The organism is Sphingomonas sp. T1 (assembly GCF_902506585.1).
Classification (GTDB): domain Bacteria; phylum Pseudomonadota; class Alphaproteobacteria; order Sphingomonadales; family Sphingomonadaceae; genus Sphingomonas; species Sphingomonas aerolata.
On the sequence record NZ_LR733875.1, the window covers coordinates 850403 to 865288 of the forward strand.

The following is a 14886-nucleotide window of genomic DNA, read 5'->3' on the forward strand; positions in this document are numbered from 1 at the left end:
CGCTGAGGAGGCATGACCAGTACCCCCGGCAAGCCGCTGCATGCGCCCACCCTGCACCATCTCGAACAGCTCATGGCCGGATTGCTCGAAGGGGTGATCCTGATCGACCCGACCGGCGTGATCCTGAGCGCCAACCCCGCTGCGCTCAAGATGCACGGCGTCCGCGGCGTCGGCGAGCTGGGTGCGACCGCGGACGATTATGCCGCGCGGTTCGCCCTGCGCTACCGCGACGGGCGCAAGGTACCGCGGCGCGAATATCCGCTGCTCCGGCTGCTCGCGGGCGAGAGCTTTCCCGACCTGATCGTCGAGGTCACGCCGCGCGACGCGGACGAACCATGCTGGGTCCATCAGGTCCGTGACATCGTCATGGACGAGGATGGCGGCGAGCCCGACTGCCTCGCGCTGGTGATCAGCGACGTGTCCGAGCGGTTCGACGCGGAGGACCGGTTCGAGGCGATGTTCCATGCCAATCCCGCCCCCGCGCTGATCATCCGCATCGCCGACCAGCGTTTCGTCCTGGTCAATCAGGGGTTTCTCGACCTGTCGGGCTATGACCGCGACGCGATCATCGGCAAGACGCTGTTCGATTTCGACTTTCTCGCCGATGTCGAGCGCAAGGCGTTCGTCAAGGCGTGCGTCGCGCGCGGCGAGGTCGTGCCACAGCTCGAGGCGGAGCTGCCGCTCGCGGGCGGCGACACCACGCTGGTCATCCTTGCCGGGCAGCCGATCGAGGTCGGCAACCGCGACTGCCTGTTGTTCACCTTCGCCGACCTCGAGCCGCGCCGGCGCGCGGAGCATGCGCTGAAGGCGAGCGAGCGGCATTTCGCCGCGGTGTTCGAGATGGCGCCGGTGGCGATGGTCGTGACCCAGACCGACGACAATCGCATCCTGCAGGTGAACGCGGCGTTCAAGACGCTGACCGGCTATGACGATCGCGCGGTGATCGGCCGGGTCGCCGACGACCTGCAATTGTGGAACGATGCGGGCCAGCGCGAACAGCTGGAAACCGAGATCCGCGCGCAGGGCGGGTTCCGCGGACAGGACGTCCGCCTGCTCCACAAGAATGGCGAGGCGCTCGACTGTCTCGCCTCCGCCGAAAACATGCGGATCGACGGCGATGCCTGCGTGCTCTGGCTCTATCAGGATATTACCGCGCGGCGGCGCGGCGAGCTCGAGCTGGTCGAGGCGATCGAGGCGGTGATGAAGGACGCCAACTGGCTCGGCCGCTCAATCATGGACAAGCTGGCGACGCTGCGGAACCCGCGCCCCGGTGCCGCCTCGGACGCGCCGTTGCTCGATCTCAGCAAGCGCGAGCGCGAGGTGCTCGAGCTGATCTGCCAGGATCTCGACGATGCCGCGATCGCCGAGCGGCTCGAATTGTCACGCAACACCGTGCGCAACCATGTCGCGCGACTTTATGCCAAGATCGGCGTCAACCGGCGCAGCGCCGCGGTGGTCTGGGCGCATGAACGCGGGGTCGGCGCCTGAGACTGCGTGCGCCGCCCCGAAGGGCGGCGCACGCCGGTGGTCAGGCGGACTGCGGAATGATGCTGATCATCGCGTCCTCGCTCGGCTCCTTGGCGGGCTTGAGCTTGAGCGCCTGATCCGCGGTCACGTGCCGCGTGCGCGTCGCGGGCTCGAGCGTTACGGTCTCGCCCGTTTCGAGCGACCGCTCGACCGCTGCCAGCACGCGCATGTCGAACAGGCCCTCCTGCCCGTCGGCTTCGGGATGACGGTCGTTGAGGATGCAGTTGGAGAAATACTGCGTCTCGTTGCCGAACTGCTCGACGGGATCGAAGGCGTGCGTCTTCTCCTTGCCGTCCGCGGTGCGCTCGACATAGGTGATGCTCGTCGTCGGGCCGAACATGAAGGCGGGCGCGGCGTGGATGCTCGCCTTGGTGCCGACCAGTTCGAACCCCTCGGACGAGGCGGTCGCATAGCTGACGGTGAACTGCGCGATGCGGTCGTCGGCAAACTTCAGCGTCACCGCGACGGTGTCGTGGAAGTTGAAGCGGCGACCCGACGTCTTCGTCCCGACCGCATGGACCGCGATCGGCTCCTGCCCGAACAGGTTGCGCACCGCGTTCAGCGGATAGGTGCCCATGTCGGGGACGGGCCCGCCCCAATAGCCGTTATGCCCGCGCGAATTCTCCTCGCGGACATTCTGCATGAAGGTCGACGAGAAGGCGCGCAGGTCGCCGAATTCGCCCGCCCGTGCGCGTGTGATCATCTCGACCGTGCCGGGTTCGTGATGCAGCCGATAGGCGATCATCAGCTTGGCGCCGCCCTTCTTCTCGGCGGCGATGATCTGCTCGGCCTCCGCGACGCTCGACGCCATCGGCTTTTCGAGCAGGACATGGATGCCCGCCTCGAGCGCGGGGACGGCATATTGCATGTGCAGGAAATTGGGCGTCGCGATATAGACCGCGTCGATCTCGCCCGAGGCCAGCAGCTCGCCATATTGCTCATAGGAATAGGCCTTGAGCTTGTAGAGCTTGGCCAGCTTGTCCGCCTTGACCGGGTCGCCGGTGACCAGTGCGGTCATTTCCGAATTATTGGTCCGCGCGATCCCCGGCATGAACGCCTGCTGCGAAATCTGCCCGCCGCCGACGACGGCGTAGCGCACCTTCTTGGTAAGTCCGAACATGACAGTCTCCGTGGTTCAGGAAGGATGGAATGAGGCTGGCAACTCCGCGCGACGGGGTTTTGTTGCACTGCACCCTGCGCAACGAAGCTGGCGAGCGGGGTCGTTACGCAAGCGCGCGGATTATCTGGCGGCGGTCTTGGGCGAACCGCCAGCGCGCGCGTTATCCTGTCGGCCATTTGCGGTCAGAGGACTGATAGTGCTGAAGTTTCTAGTGGCCGAAAGCGAAACACCCGAACAGCGCGACGCCCGCCGCGAGCATGCGGGAAAGAGTTCGGGCGAGACCTATGCGGCGACGCTCGAACAGCTCCGGCCCGATGCGCAGATCACGATCGTCGCACCCGCGGACGATGACGCGCGCGTGCTCGCGGCGGCCGAGATCGGCGATTTCGACGCGGTGTTCGTCACCGGCTCGCCGCTCCACGTCTATGACGACTCGCCCGAGGTGCAGCGCCAGCTCGCCTTCATGCGCGCGGTGTTCGCTTCGGGCACGCCGTCGTTCGGCTCGTGCGCGGGACTGCAGCTGGCGGTTGCCGCAGCAGGCGGCACCGTCCGCAAGATGCCGCAGACGATGGAGGCCGGGATCGCGCGCCGGATCACGCGCACGCAGGCGGGGCGCGATCACCCGCTGCTCGCCGGCCGCACCGACAGCTGGGATGCGCCCGCGATCCACGGCGACGAGGTCGAGCGGCTGCCGGACGACGCGACATTGCTCGCGAGCAACGCGGTCACCGCGATCCAGGCGGCCGAGATCCGGCATGACGGCGGGATTTTCTGGGGCGTGCAATATCACCCCGAACTGGCCCCGCGCGAGATCGCGATCGCGCTCCGCCGCCAGGCCGGCAGCCTGATCGAGGCGGGGCTCGCCGAGCGCGAGGCCGATGTCGAACAGCGCGCGGCGCAGCTCGATGCGCTGCACGACGATCCTAACCGCCGGTCGCTGCTCTGGCTGCTCGGCGTCGGCGACGATTTCGCGCAGGAGGCGGGTCGGCGGCTCGAACTCACCAATTTCCTGACGCATCTGGTCGAGCGGAGCGACTGACCCCTGCCCTTGCATTCTCACGCCGCGCCCACATCTGCCGTAGCGTAAGCAGCGCGATCTCCGGGGGGATCGCGCGCCGAACGGGGAATGGGGCGGATGTACGATCAACTGGCCGAGAGCGTCATGCTCGAGAGCGACAATGGCGACGTGCGGGCGATCCTTGAAAAGGTCGCGGCATTGACCGGCATGGGGTTCGTCGCGGTCGCGCGCGTCACCGATACGCGCTGGATCGCCTGCCAGGTCCTCGACCAGATCGATTTCGGCATGTCGCCCGGCGACGAGCTGCGGATCTCGACGACAATCTGCGACGACATCCGCCAGTCGGGCAAGGCCGTCGTCATCGACGACGTGTCGACGAACGACCGCTGGCTGACGCATCCCGCGCCGTCGCTCTATGGCTTCAAGAGCTATGTCTCCTTCCCGATCACGCTAGCCGACGGGTCGTTCTACGGTACGCTGTGCGCGATCGATCCGCGCCCGCGTCAGTTGAGCGGGCGCGAGACCGCCGCGGCGCTGGCGGGGTTCGCGGCGGAAGTCGGCGCGGTGCTGTCGAGGAACGTGCCCGCGGGCTGAGCAGGCCGGATCACCGAAGACCGAGCCAGCGTCGCGCCGCCGTCCAGTCGCGCAGCACCAGCCGCTCGACGAGCAGCACCAGCAGCATCGACACGCCGAACAGCGGCAGTGCGAGACCCAGCAGGATCAGCAGCGCCACGAACCCCGCCGCAACGCGCGGTCGCGGCCGCGCGGGTGGTGCGCCCAGCGTGTCGGCGGGCCGACGCCGCCACCACAGCACGACGCTGCTCACCGACACCAGGGCCAGCCCGATCGCGGTCAGCAGCCCGAGCAGCTGGTTCGCCCAGCCGAACAACTGTCCCTCATGCGCGGCGACGCCGTAACCGACGATCCGGTCGATCAGCCGGCGCTGCGCGAAATCCTTGCGCGTCAGGATCGCACCGGTAGCGCCGTCGAGCGTCAGGTCGGTGCGCAGCGGCCGGTTCGCGGTATCGGACTTGGCGGTCCAGGGCTGGCCTGCGCCCGCCGGCGGCGCGATCAGGACCGGCGGCGCCAGCGCGAGCGGGCGCAGCGTCGCGATCAGCCGGTCGAGCGGCACGTCCGAGACCGCGGGATGCGCCATCGTCATCCCGCCATGTTCGGCATGCGCGCCCACCATCGCGCGGGTGCCGGCATCGGCGGCACCGCGCGCGCGCAGCTCCGCGGCCTGCCCCGCCGACCAGTCCTGCCTCACCACCCGCCCCTCGGCGACCGTCCGGATCGCCTTCAGGTAACTCCCCCAGCTCGCGGCCCAGGGCAGGCCCGATATGAGCAATGCGAGCGCGAAGACCGATACCCAGAGCCCGGTGACGCCGTGCAGGTCGCGCCAGAACCGCCGCCCGCCCGCGCGCAGCCGCGGATAGACCACTCCCGCCAGCCCGCTGCCACGCGGCCACCACAGCACCAGCCCCGACAGGATCATGACGATCGCCCAGGAGGCGGCGAGCTCGACCAGATAAGAGCCGGGCGTGCCGATCAGCAATTCGCCGTGGAGCCGGAAGATGATCCGCATCAGCCGGCTGTCCTCGTCGACCGTGTGGAGGATCGCCAATGTGTTCGGATGAACATAGACGCGCGTCTCGGTGTTGCCGGCGCCGACGATCACCTGCACCGCCTCGTCGGGACGCTCGGGCAGCTGATAACGGTGCAGCACCGATCCCGGCACCGCGCGCACGGCCGCCTCGGCCTGACGCGCCGCCGAAGCGCGCGCGCCGTCCAGCTGGAGATGCGTATAGGGCCGATCGATCAGCGCCTCGATCTGCGGGCGGAACAGGTAGATCGAGCCGGTGATCGACAGCCACAGCACGAACGGAAGGCAGAACAGCCCGGCATAGAAATGCCAGCGCCAGATCGTCGGATAGCCCGGCCAGTCACGGCCGGGACCGGGTCCGCCCGAACGTGCGGCGGCGGCGGAATGTGGAGTGGTCGCACGCATCAGAACCGCGCCTTCACGCCGGCATAGACGGTGCGCGGGACACCGGCATAGATCGATCCGGTTGCGGCGCTGAGCACGGCCGCCGGATTCTGCTGCCCGGTCGCCGCGTTCAGGCTGTTCGCAATTACCGAGGCCGAGCCGACATAGGTCGTGTCGAACAGATTCTGCACCGACGCGAACAGCCGCAGCCGCGACCACACCCCCTCCCCCCTTGGTGGATCGTAATGAAGGTTGAGATTGGCGAGCGTATAGCCCGCCACGCTCAGCAAATTGCCGTTGTCGATCGCATAGCGATCGCGGTGGGTCAGCTCGACGAACCCGCCCAGCCCCGCCACCGCGCCGCCCGGCTGGTCATAGCCGAGCCGGACGTTGACGAAGGTCGGGATGACCCCGGGGATGCGGTTGCCCGCGCGGTCGAACGTCGCCGAAACCGCGCCCGACGTCAGCCGCTCGACGAACTCGGTATAGTGGTGGTCGTTATAGCTGTAGCTCGCATCGATCCGCGCACCCGGCAGCAGCGCTGGCAGCGGCGTCCAGCTGAGGCCGAGCTCGACGCCGCGGTGGACCGAGCGCGGCGCGTTGGTGGTATAGGCGAGCAGGTTGACGCCCGCCGACTGGCTGACCTGTTCGTTGCGGAACCATTCGTAATAGCCCGTCACCTCCGCCTTCAGATTGGTCCCGAGCGCGACTTCGGCGCCGAGGTCGATCCCGGTATTGCGCTGGGTCTTGAGCGTCACGTTGTTGCCCGGCACCCCCGCCGCGGTCACGAACAGCGCGCCAGCCTGCGGGATGCCATAGCCGGTGCCGACGCGCGCGTGCAGGCGGACCGCGTCGATCGCCTGCCAGACGAGCGAGGCCTCGGGCGCGACGTTCCAGAAATGGCGCTCGGCGGGGATCACGCTCAGCACCGGGTTCGCGCCGAGCGGATAGGCATAGCCGGTCTGCGTCACGCCGATGATCGACCGCTCCGCGCCGATGCCCGCGATGAACTGGAGCCGCGACGTCAGGCTCAACTCCTCGCGAGCGCGGGCGCCCAGATTGCGGACGTCGCCGAACACCGTCTGGGTCGGCGCGCCGATGCCGTCGCGACCCGCGGGCGTCTTGTTGAAGCTGTAGCTCTGGTTATCGAGGTAATTGTAGAACACGCCGACAAAGCTGGTCGCCGCCATCCCGAACAGCGTGCCGCGGTGCGTGACGTCGCTGGTGATGTTGTAGCTGTCGAGCGTCCCCTTGAACGGCGTCGCGCTGGTCGGCTGGTTGACGACGCGGCTGTCGAACGTCGCCTGCGTCCGCCACGTCGCGGTCGTGCTCAGGTCATGCTCGTAGCGGGTGCCGATGATCGTCCGGCGATCGTTGCGCGCGAGGTCGGCCTCGGCCGCGGTCTGCGCGATCCGAGCGCCGTTGACGCCGTTGGCGAGCACCGAGATCGTCCCGCAACCCGGCGCCGCGCCGACCCGCGTCGCGCAGCCGCGCTGATAGGGATTGGCGCGATACTGGTCGAGCGAGAGCCGCGTCGAGAGCGCGAATTCGCCCTCGTTGTAGATGACCTTCGCGGTCAGCCGGTCGCGGTCCGAAATGGCATAGGTCGCCAGCGCGTTGATCGTGCCGGTCTCATACCCCGTATGCCCGGTCGACCCGTTCGCGCGGACGAAGCTGCCGAACAGCGCATAGTCGAAATCCGTGCCGGCATCGCCGATCGTCGCATAGACATTGGCATAGCCGTCGCTGCCCGTGTCGATGCCGATCTCCGCCCCGTCGATGTCGCGGCCGCGTCGGGTGCGGAAATTGACCGCGCCGCCGATCGCGTAATTGCCATAGCGGGCGGAGGACGGCCCGCGGACCACGTCGACCGCGCCGTAAGCATGCGGATCGGTCAGGTCGAACCGCGCCAACCCGTCGGGCTGGGTAACCGGGAAGTCATCCTCGAACACCTGGATGTTGCGCGCGCCGAAGCTGTTGCGCGCGTTCGAGCCGCGGATCGACACGCCGACGTCGCGCGGGCCGTTGCCCTGGATGACGACGACGCCGGGCGACAGCTTGACGATGTCGGCGATCGTCGTCGCGGGGGTGTTGCGAAACGCGGCGTCGTCGATCGTCGTGACGGTCTGCCCGGTCACGCGCGTCGTCAGCGACAATGCGTTGCCGGTGACGATGATGTCGTCGCCGTCGATCGCCACAGCGGCGGTACGACGCGGCGCCTCCGCCGGGCCGCTCGGTTCGTCGAGGCGGCGCAGCTCGGCGTCGATCGCGGCACGATCGCGCAGCAGCGCCGCGCGCCGGGCTGCGATATCGGCATTCTGGGCGGCAGGGAGAGGCGCAGCCGCGATCGGCGCGGCACAGGCGATCGCGGAGATCGCCGCCATGAGATGGCATCGGGACATGAAGAGTTCCTGGTCGGACGCGGCCGGGTCCCGTCGGGACCGGGTCGTATAGGGGTCGCGGGCAGCCGCCACCGGCCCGCGCTTCGGCGGACAGGGTCGGCATCGCATCGAGTCACCGCGCGGCCCGTTCGGGGCATCGCGCCGGCAACCGCTCAACCGCGGACCGGGGGACCTCGCAAGGGGGGACGCAGAAACTCGGGTGCGCGGGCGACGACGGGGGTCGCGGCGCGGAAGACGGTGGCGACGACGAACGCGATTGCCAGCGCGAGCAGCACCGGATCGGCCGCGGCCAGCCCCGCCGTCGTCAGGCCGGAAAAGGCGCAGGGCATCTCGCGGCCCGCATGCTGCGTTTTGTCGGGGTCATGCGTCATGCCCGGCATCGCCGCATGGACAGGTACCGGCGTCGCGGCCGAGACGGGCCCCGCCCCGGCACATAACTGGATCGTGAGAACGCCGTTCGCCACCACCGGCATAAACCCGCCGGGGACGAGGATCTTCATCGCCAGCGCGACCACGACCAGCCATGCGGCAAGCGCAGGATGATCGCGGAGCAGGCGGCGAAGCGGTGTCACGCGCCTGTCCTAGCGAGTCGGCACGGATCTGTCGCCGGTCGTCGCGCGGGTCGGGCCATCCGCCTGTCCCGCCGCTGGACTCCCTGCTTCCCGCGGCTCGGCGATCCGCGCGCAGACGCCGCCGGGCGGCGCGGCGCCTGTCCAGCTGAGCCGGTAGCGGACGAGCAGCCCGTCGTGATCGGACAGCTTCGGGCTGCCCGGCGCGCCGTCGAACATCGCGCGAACCGCGACCGGCACGATCCGCACGCGCGTACCCTGCGCGAAGAACTGGAGATCCTGCGTGTCGAGCCACGGCGCGTCGCCGTCCCAGGACAGTGACACCGCACAGGCCGCGCGCGCCTGGCAATATTCGTGCACCAGCCCGAACGGGTGATGCAGGCGGAAATCGTCGAACCGCGCGGGCGAGCGGCGCATGTTGAAATCGCCGCCCAGGATCATCGGCCGCGACGGGGTGCGGCGCGCGGCGAGAAACGCCTCGAGCTCGCGGGTCTGCGCGCGGTGCGCGGCGCGGTGCCGCGCGGGCGCGACCTTCGACGCCTTGCGCGCATTCATGTGCGTGTTGGTGATGTCGATTCCTTCGGGAACGCCGGGCACCGCGAGTGTCGCCAGCACCACGCCCTTGTTCGACAGACAGTCGAACCCCGCACAGGCCCGCCGCGAATAAGGATCGCGCGCGACGCCGGTGATCGCGAAGCGGCTGGCGATGACCAGTCCCGAGCTCATCAGCCGCACGCCGAGCTCCCCCTTGGCCAGCTTGGCACGCCCGGGCAGCCGGTCATCCTGCGAATAGACGCTGCGCCGCGTCCGTGACGGTCCGCTCGCGAGCGACGGATAGCCCGTGGCGACCACCCCGCGCACCGCCGCGCGCGAGAAGACCTCCTGGAACAGCACGACGTCGGGCGCGGTCCCGGCCGCGCGCAGATCGCGCAGGATCCGCCCGATCCCCACGAGATCGCGCCCGCGCCCCGACCGCGCGGGCCATTGCAGCCCCTCGATATTATAGGTCAGCACGTCGATCGTGGTGCTGCGTTCGCCCGACGCCGAGACCTGGGTCGCAGGCGGCCCGTCGCCATCTCCGGCGTCGACGCCGCCACAGGGCAGCGTCCGAAACTGCGGCAATGTAGCGCATCCTGCGAGGCCAAGCGTGAGCGCGACCCCCAGCAGGATGCGGCCTGGAATCACCTACCAGCTCAGCCCGGCGCGGGCGTAGAGATAGCGGCCGTTGAAGCCGAACGGCGAGTAATAGGGGAAGCCGATCACGCCGGTCGTGTTGTTCGCCGTGACGGTCGCATCGGGATAGACGTCGAACAGGTTGCTGACGCCCAGCCCGAGCTGCGCGCCCTTGGTCGCCTGATAGCGGAGCTCGACATCGGTGATGACGTGCTTGCCGCTGTGCACGTCCGCGGCGGGCGTCGTCCCCGGCTGGTTGACGTCGCCATAATAGGTGACGCGGGCGAGCGCGCCGAGCTGGTCGAGCGACCAGTCGATCGAGCCGGTGACCTTCTCGCCCGGCGTGCCGTCCTCGAGCGTCAGGATCCGGCTGCGCGCGAACAGCGTTGGCGCGGGATCGAGCGTCGAGGTCGAGGTCGGGACGCGGGTAACCTTGCCGTCGTTGATGTTGCCCGCCACCGTCAGGTCGAAATTGCCCGCCGCCACGGTTCGCACGCGGTAATGCGCGACCGCGTCGATACCCTTGGTGGTCGAGGCGAGACCGTTGATGAAGAACCGCGCCGCGGTCGCGCCCGATCCGGCGAGCAGCGTGGCGATCTGCGCGTTGACCTCGGGGGACTGGCTCGCCGCGGTGGTGATGTTCTCCGACAGGCCGATCTGGTTGCGGATGTGGATGCGATAGGCGTCGACGGTCAGGTCGAACCCGCCGAACCGCAGCACCGTGCCGAGCGACAGGTTGGTCGATTTCTCGGGCTCGAGCGGCAGTCCGCCGAGCCGCGCCGCGACCGGGCTGACCGAGGGGAAGGTGCCGGTCTGGATCGGCGCACCGTTCTGGATCACGGTCGAGATCGAGGTGAAATATTGCTGCTGCAACGCCGGCGCGCGGAAGCCGGTCGAGGCCGTTCCGCGCACCGCGATCCACGGTGCGACGTCATAGCGTGCGGAGATCTTGCCGGTCCCGGTCGAGCCGAAGTCCGAATAATCCTCGCCGCGCCCCGCCAGCCCGATCAGCAGCGCGTCGGTAACCTGCGCCTCGAGATCGAGATAGGCGCTGAAGTTGCGGCGATTGCGGTCGACGACATTGTCGGTCGAGAAGCCGCCAAAGCCCTGCGCCCCCACCGCCGCGCCCGCGACCGCGCCCGTCACGGGCGTGGTGTAGGAGGCGCGTTCGCCCGCCTGAATCTCGAAACTCTCGCGCCGCGCCTCGAGCCCGAAGGCGACGTTGAGCCCCTGCAGCACGTCGAGCTTGCGGTTGACGTCGAGCCCGGCGACCAGCTGGCCATAGATCAGCGCGCCGTCGGAAAAGTCCTGCGGCGTCGCGGCGCCATAGGCATAGTTGGCGGAGTTGAGCGTGCGGAAACCGATCTTGTTGCGGCCATAGCTGACGTTCAGGTCGACGCTCCAGTCCGCGACCTCGCCCTTGATCCCGACCGCCGAATTGATGTCGCGCGACTTGGTGTTGATCAGCGGCAGGAAGCCGTCGGGATAGCCGGCCAGCGCGGTCGTCGCGCTCGCCAGCCGCGGGAAGGCCGCGCTGCGCGTGTCGCGGTCCTGATAGCCGAACCAGCCATAGAGGCCCCAGCTGCCCGTCAGCGTCGTGCCGGCATTGGCGAAGATGCTATATTGCTCGACCTGCGGATCGCCGAACCGTCCGGTGACGCGGGTCGGGGTGACGCGCGGATCGAAATCGGCGCGGTTGGTCGCCTGGCGGTTCAGATATTCGCCCGACAGCGTCAGGAACCCGTCCTCGCCAAAGCCCAGCCCCTGCCAGCCCGAGACCGTCACGGCATGCTCGCCGGTCGTGCTGCGGCTGCCGCGCGCGGTATCGATGTCGGTGTTGTAGAAGCCGTAATTGACCGTCGCGCCGCCGCCAGAGCGCGCTTCGCGCAGCCGCAGGTTGACGACGCCCGCGATCGCATCCGACCCATATTGCGCCGATGCACCGTCGCGCAGCACCTCGATCCGGTCGAGCGCGACGGTCGGGATGGTGTTTAGATCGACCGCCGCCGAGCCGCGGCCGACCGAACCGCCGATGTTGAGCAGCGCCGCGGTATGCCCGCGCACGCCGTTGATCAGCACCAGCGTCTGGTCGGGCGACAGGCCACGCAGCGTCGCGGGACGGATCGCATCGGTGCCGTCGACCGCCGACGCCCGCGGGAAGTCGATCGACGGGGCGATCGCCGACAGCGCGGCACCGAGCTCGGTCGTGCCCTGGCGCTGGAGCGACGCGCCGCTCAGCACGTCGACCGGCGACACGCTGTCGAGCCGCGACCGGCCGACCGCGCGCGTCCCCGTGACGATGATCTCGTCCTGCGCGACCGGCGCTGCGCCGTCAGGCTCCGCGGCGGCGGGCGCATCCTGCACGGTTTCCGCAGGCGCGGGCGCGACCTGCGCGTCGGCCTGCGCCGCGGCGAAGGCGAGGGTAGAGGCGGCCAGCGCCAGCGCGGTACGATAGGCAGTCATGTCGAAGTCCCTTTTGGCGATCGTTCTGTGACGATCTTTCGCGTGCACGAAGATGCACAACGCATTCACCCGGCCCGATAGGTCCCAAGCGACTGTGCGATAAGTGAAAAGAATGCGAGACCGGATGCGCGGGCTGCAACGGCGCATCGCGGCCGCGACATCGAACCGTCACCGTAACGACGCGGGGGCGTCACGGATCTGGTTAATGGATCCCCCCGAGGCTGCGCGGTCGCGGCCAAGGGGACGCTTCATGACCTATCTCTCCACCTTGCTCACGGGCGTCGCCACGGTCGCCATCGCGATCTCGTCACCCGCCGCCGCGCAGACCGCGGGCGACCCTGCATCGCTGCCGGTCGCGACGCCCGCCGCCGACGCGCCGCCGGGTGACGAGATCGTCGTGCTCGGCTTTGGCGAGAGCCGTCAGGTGCAGAGCGTGACCGCCGCCGATCTCTCGCGGCTGACGCCGGGGTCGAGCCCCTTGAAGGCGATCGAGAAGCTGCCGGGCGTCAATTTCCAGGCCGCCGATCCGTTCGGCGCCTATGAATGGGCGGTCCGGATCTCGCTGCGCGGGTTCAACCAGAACCAGCTCGGCTTCACGCTCGACGGCGTGCCGCTCGGCGACATGAGCTATGGCAACGTCAACGGCCTGCACATCAGCCGTGCGATCATTTCGGAAAACGTCGCGCGGACCGACGTGGCGCAGGGCGCAGGCGCGCTCGGCACTGCCTCGACCAGCAATCTTGGCGGTACGATCGAGTTCTTCAGCGACAAACCGCGCGACACGCTGAACGTCACCGGCGGCGGCACCTATGGCTCGAACGACACCTATCGCGGCTTCGCACGGATCGACAGCGGCGATCTCGGCGGCGGGCTGAAGGGCTATCTGAGCTACGGGTTCCTCACCACCGACAAGTGGAAGGGCGCGGGCGTCCAGCGCCAGCACCAGGCGAACGGCAAGATCGTCAAGGATCTGGGCAGCCTCGGCAGCCTGTCGGCGTTCCTCAACTTCTCCGACCGGCGCGAGCAGGATTACCAGGATCTGAGCTACGACATCATCCGCCGCCGCGGGCTGGGCAACGACAACATCGCCGACAATTATCCGCTCGCGCTGCAGATCGCGAAGGTCGCGCAGAACCAGGCGGCAGCAGCGGCCGGCGCGGCACAGCCCTGGGCGGGCGTCGGCACCGCGTTTCCGGCCGGGATCGGCACGGTCGACGACGTCTATTTCGACGCTGCGGGCGTCCGTCGCGATTATCTGGGCGGGGTGACGTTCGACGCCAACCTCACCCCCGGCCTGACGCTCAGGACCACCGGCTATTATCACGACAACAAGGGCCAGGGATCGTGGATCACGCCCTATTCGCCGACCCCGGCCGGCGCCGCCAATGCCGATGGCACGCCGATCGCCGCCGCCAGCCCGCTCGGCTTCCGCACCACCGAATATGCGATCAAGCGCGGCGGAGCGCTCAGCAACCTGGCCTATGAAACGGGCGCGAACACGCTCGAACTCGGCGGCTGGTATGAAAGCAACACTTTCACCCAGGCACGCCGCTTCTACAGCATGACCGATACCGCGACGCCGAACCGCGACGTGCTGAAGTTCCAGGACAATCCCTATGCGACGCAGTGGGACGGCAAATACACCACCGACACGATCCAGTATCATGTCGGCGACACGATCCGCCTCGCCGACGACCGGCTGACGCTCAATGCCGGGTGGAAGGGCTTCACCGTCACCAACCGTGCGATCATGCTGCCCGCGACGACCTCGCCGCTCGCGGTCGGGCGGATCTCCGCCAAGGACTGGTTCCAGCCCCAGGCCGGGCTGCTCTTCAAGCTCGCGCCCGGCACCGAGCTGTTCGCGGACTATAAGGAAAACGTCCGCGCCTATGTCTCGTCGGCGACGACCGGGCCGTTCTCGACCACGCAGGCCGGGTTCAACGCGATCCGCGACCGGCTGAAGCCCGAACGGTCGAAGACCGCGGAAGGCGGGCTGCGTTTCCGCAATGGCCCGGTCCAGGCCTCGGCGGTCGGCTATTATATCGACTTCTCGAACCGGCTGCTCGGCTTTGCCAATGGCGCGGGGATCATTGGCAACCCGGCGACGCTCAACAATGTCGGCAGCGTCCGGACCTATGGCGCGGAGGTCGCGCTGACCTACCGCGTGTTCACGCCGCTGTCGCTGTTCGCGAGCTACTCGTACAACAACTCGCAATATGCCGACGACGTGCTCGACGCGCGCGGCGCCGTGCTGGTCGCGACCGACGGCAAGACCGCGGTCGACAGCCCCGAGCACATGGTCAAGGGCGAGATCGTGTTCGAACAGTCAGGCGTCACCGCACGCGTCGGCGCGGACTATATGAGCAAGCGCTACTTCACCTATCTGAACGACCAGTCGGTGCCGGGCCGCGTGCTCGTCGATGCCAGCATCGGCTACCGCTTCGAGGGGGACGGCCCGCTCCACGGCGTCTCGATCGAGGGCAGCGTCACCAACCTGACCGACAAGGGCTATATCTCGACGATCGGCTCGAACGGCTTCACCGCCAGCGGCGACAACCAGACGCTGCTGGCCGGTGCCCCGCGCCAGGTGTTCGTGTCGCTGAAGAAGGGGTTCTGACGCACGGGCC

10 protein-coding genes are annotated in these 14886 nt (G+C 68.5%); 4 read left to right on the forward strand and 6 right to left on the reverse strand.

The window, feature by feature from the left end; genetic code table 11:
* Positions 1-12 precede the first annotated feature (12 nt).
* Positions 13-1488, forward strand: coding sequence for a helix-turn-helix transcriptional regulator (locus GV027_RS03650; RefSeq protein WP_056680612.1), 1476 nt, complete (start codon positions 13-15; stop codon positions 1486-1488).
* A 40-nt stretch (positions 1489-1528) separates the two neighbouring features.
* Here the strand turns inward: GV027_RS03650 and GV027_RS03655 are convergent, their stop codons facing one another.
* Complete coding sequence (locus GV027_RS03655) at positions 1529-2647, reverse strand: Gfo/Idh/MocA family protein (protein ID WP_159511023.1); 1119 nt, start codon at positions 2645-2647, stop codon at positions 1529-1531.
* Positions 2648-2843: 196 nt separating this feature from the next.
* Here GV027_RS03655 and GV027_RS03660 point away from each other — a divergent pair, with 196 nt between their 5' ends.
* Both GV027_RS03660 and GV027_RS03665 read left to right on the forward strand, forming a co-directional pair.
* Entirely contained in the window at positions 2844-3686 is an 843-nt protein-coding gene (locus GV027_RS03660) for a type 1 glutamine amidotransferase (RefSeq protein WP_159511024.1), read from the forward strand.
* 96 nt (positions 3687-3782) lie between these two features.
* On the forward strand, positions 3783-4259 hold the full coding sequence (locus tag GV027_RS03665; RefSeq protein ID WP_107045184.1) for a GAF domain-containing protein: 477 nt from the start codon (positions 3783-3785) through the stop codon (positions 4257-4259).
* A gap of 10 nt (positions 4260-4269) precedes the next feature.
* On the opposite strand, the gene GV027_RS03670 is transcribed toward GV027_RS03665, so the two are convergent.
* The 5 genes from GV027_RS03670 to GV027_RS03690 all read right to left on the reverse strand — a co-directional run bounded on the left by GV027_RS03670 (position 4270) and on the right by GV027_RS03690 (position 12259).
* Positions 4270-5673, reverse strand: a complete 1404-nt coding sequence (locus GV027_RS03670; RefSeq protein WP_159511025.1) for a PepSY-associated TM helix domain-containing protein — start codon at positions 5671-5673, stop codon at positions 4270-4272.
* Positions 5673-8054 carry a TonB-dependent receptor family protein gene (locus GV027_RS03675; protein WP_159511026.1) on the reverse strand — a complete coding sequence of 794 codons (2382 nt, stop codon included), beginning with the start codon at positions 8052-8054 and terminating at the stop codon, positions 5673-5675. The genes GV027_RS03670 and GV027_RS03675 overlap by 1 nt, the downstream gene beginning before the upstream one ends.
* 152 nt (positions 8055-8206) lie before the next feature.
* Positions 8207-8626 (reverse strand): DUF2946 family protein, encoded by a 420-nt coding sequence (locus tag GV027_RS03680; RefSeq protein ID WP_159511027.1) that lies wholly within the window; start codon positions 8624-8626, stop codon positions 8207-8209.
* A gap of 9 nt (positions 8627-8635) precedes the next feature.
* Positions 8636-9808, reverse strand: coding sequence for an endonuclease/exonuclease/phosphatase family protein (locus tag GV027_RS03685; protein WP_159511028.1), 1173 nt, complete (start codon positions 9806-9808; stop codon positions 8636-8638).
* Positions 9809-12259, reverse strand: coding sequence for a TonB-dependent receptor plug domain-containing protein (locus GV027_RS03690; RefSeq protein WP_159511029.1), 2451 nt, complete (start codon positions 12257-12259; stop codon positions 9809-9811).
* Between the two features lie 250 nt (positions 12260-12509).
* Between GV027_RS03690 and GV027_RS03695 the strand changes: the two genes are divergently transcribed.
* A complete protein-coding gene (locus tag GV027_RS03695; RefSeq protein WP_201302572.1) occupies positions 12510-14876 on the forward strand; it encodes a TonB-dependent receptor in 2367 nt (788 codons plus the stop codon).
* The last annotated feature ends 10 nt before the right edge of the window (positions 14877-14886 follow it).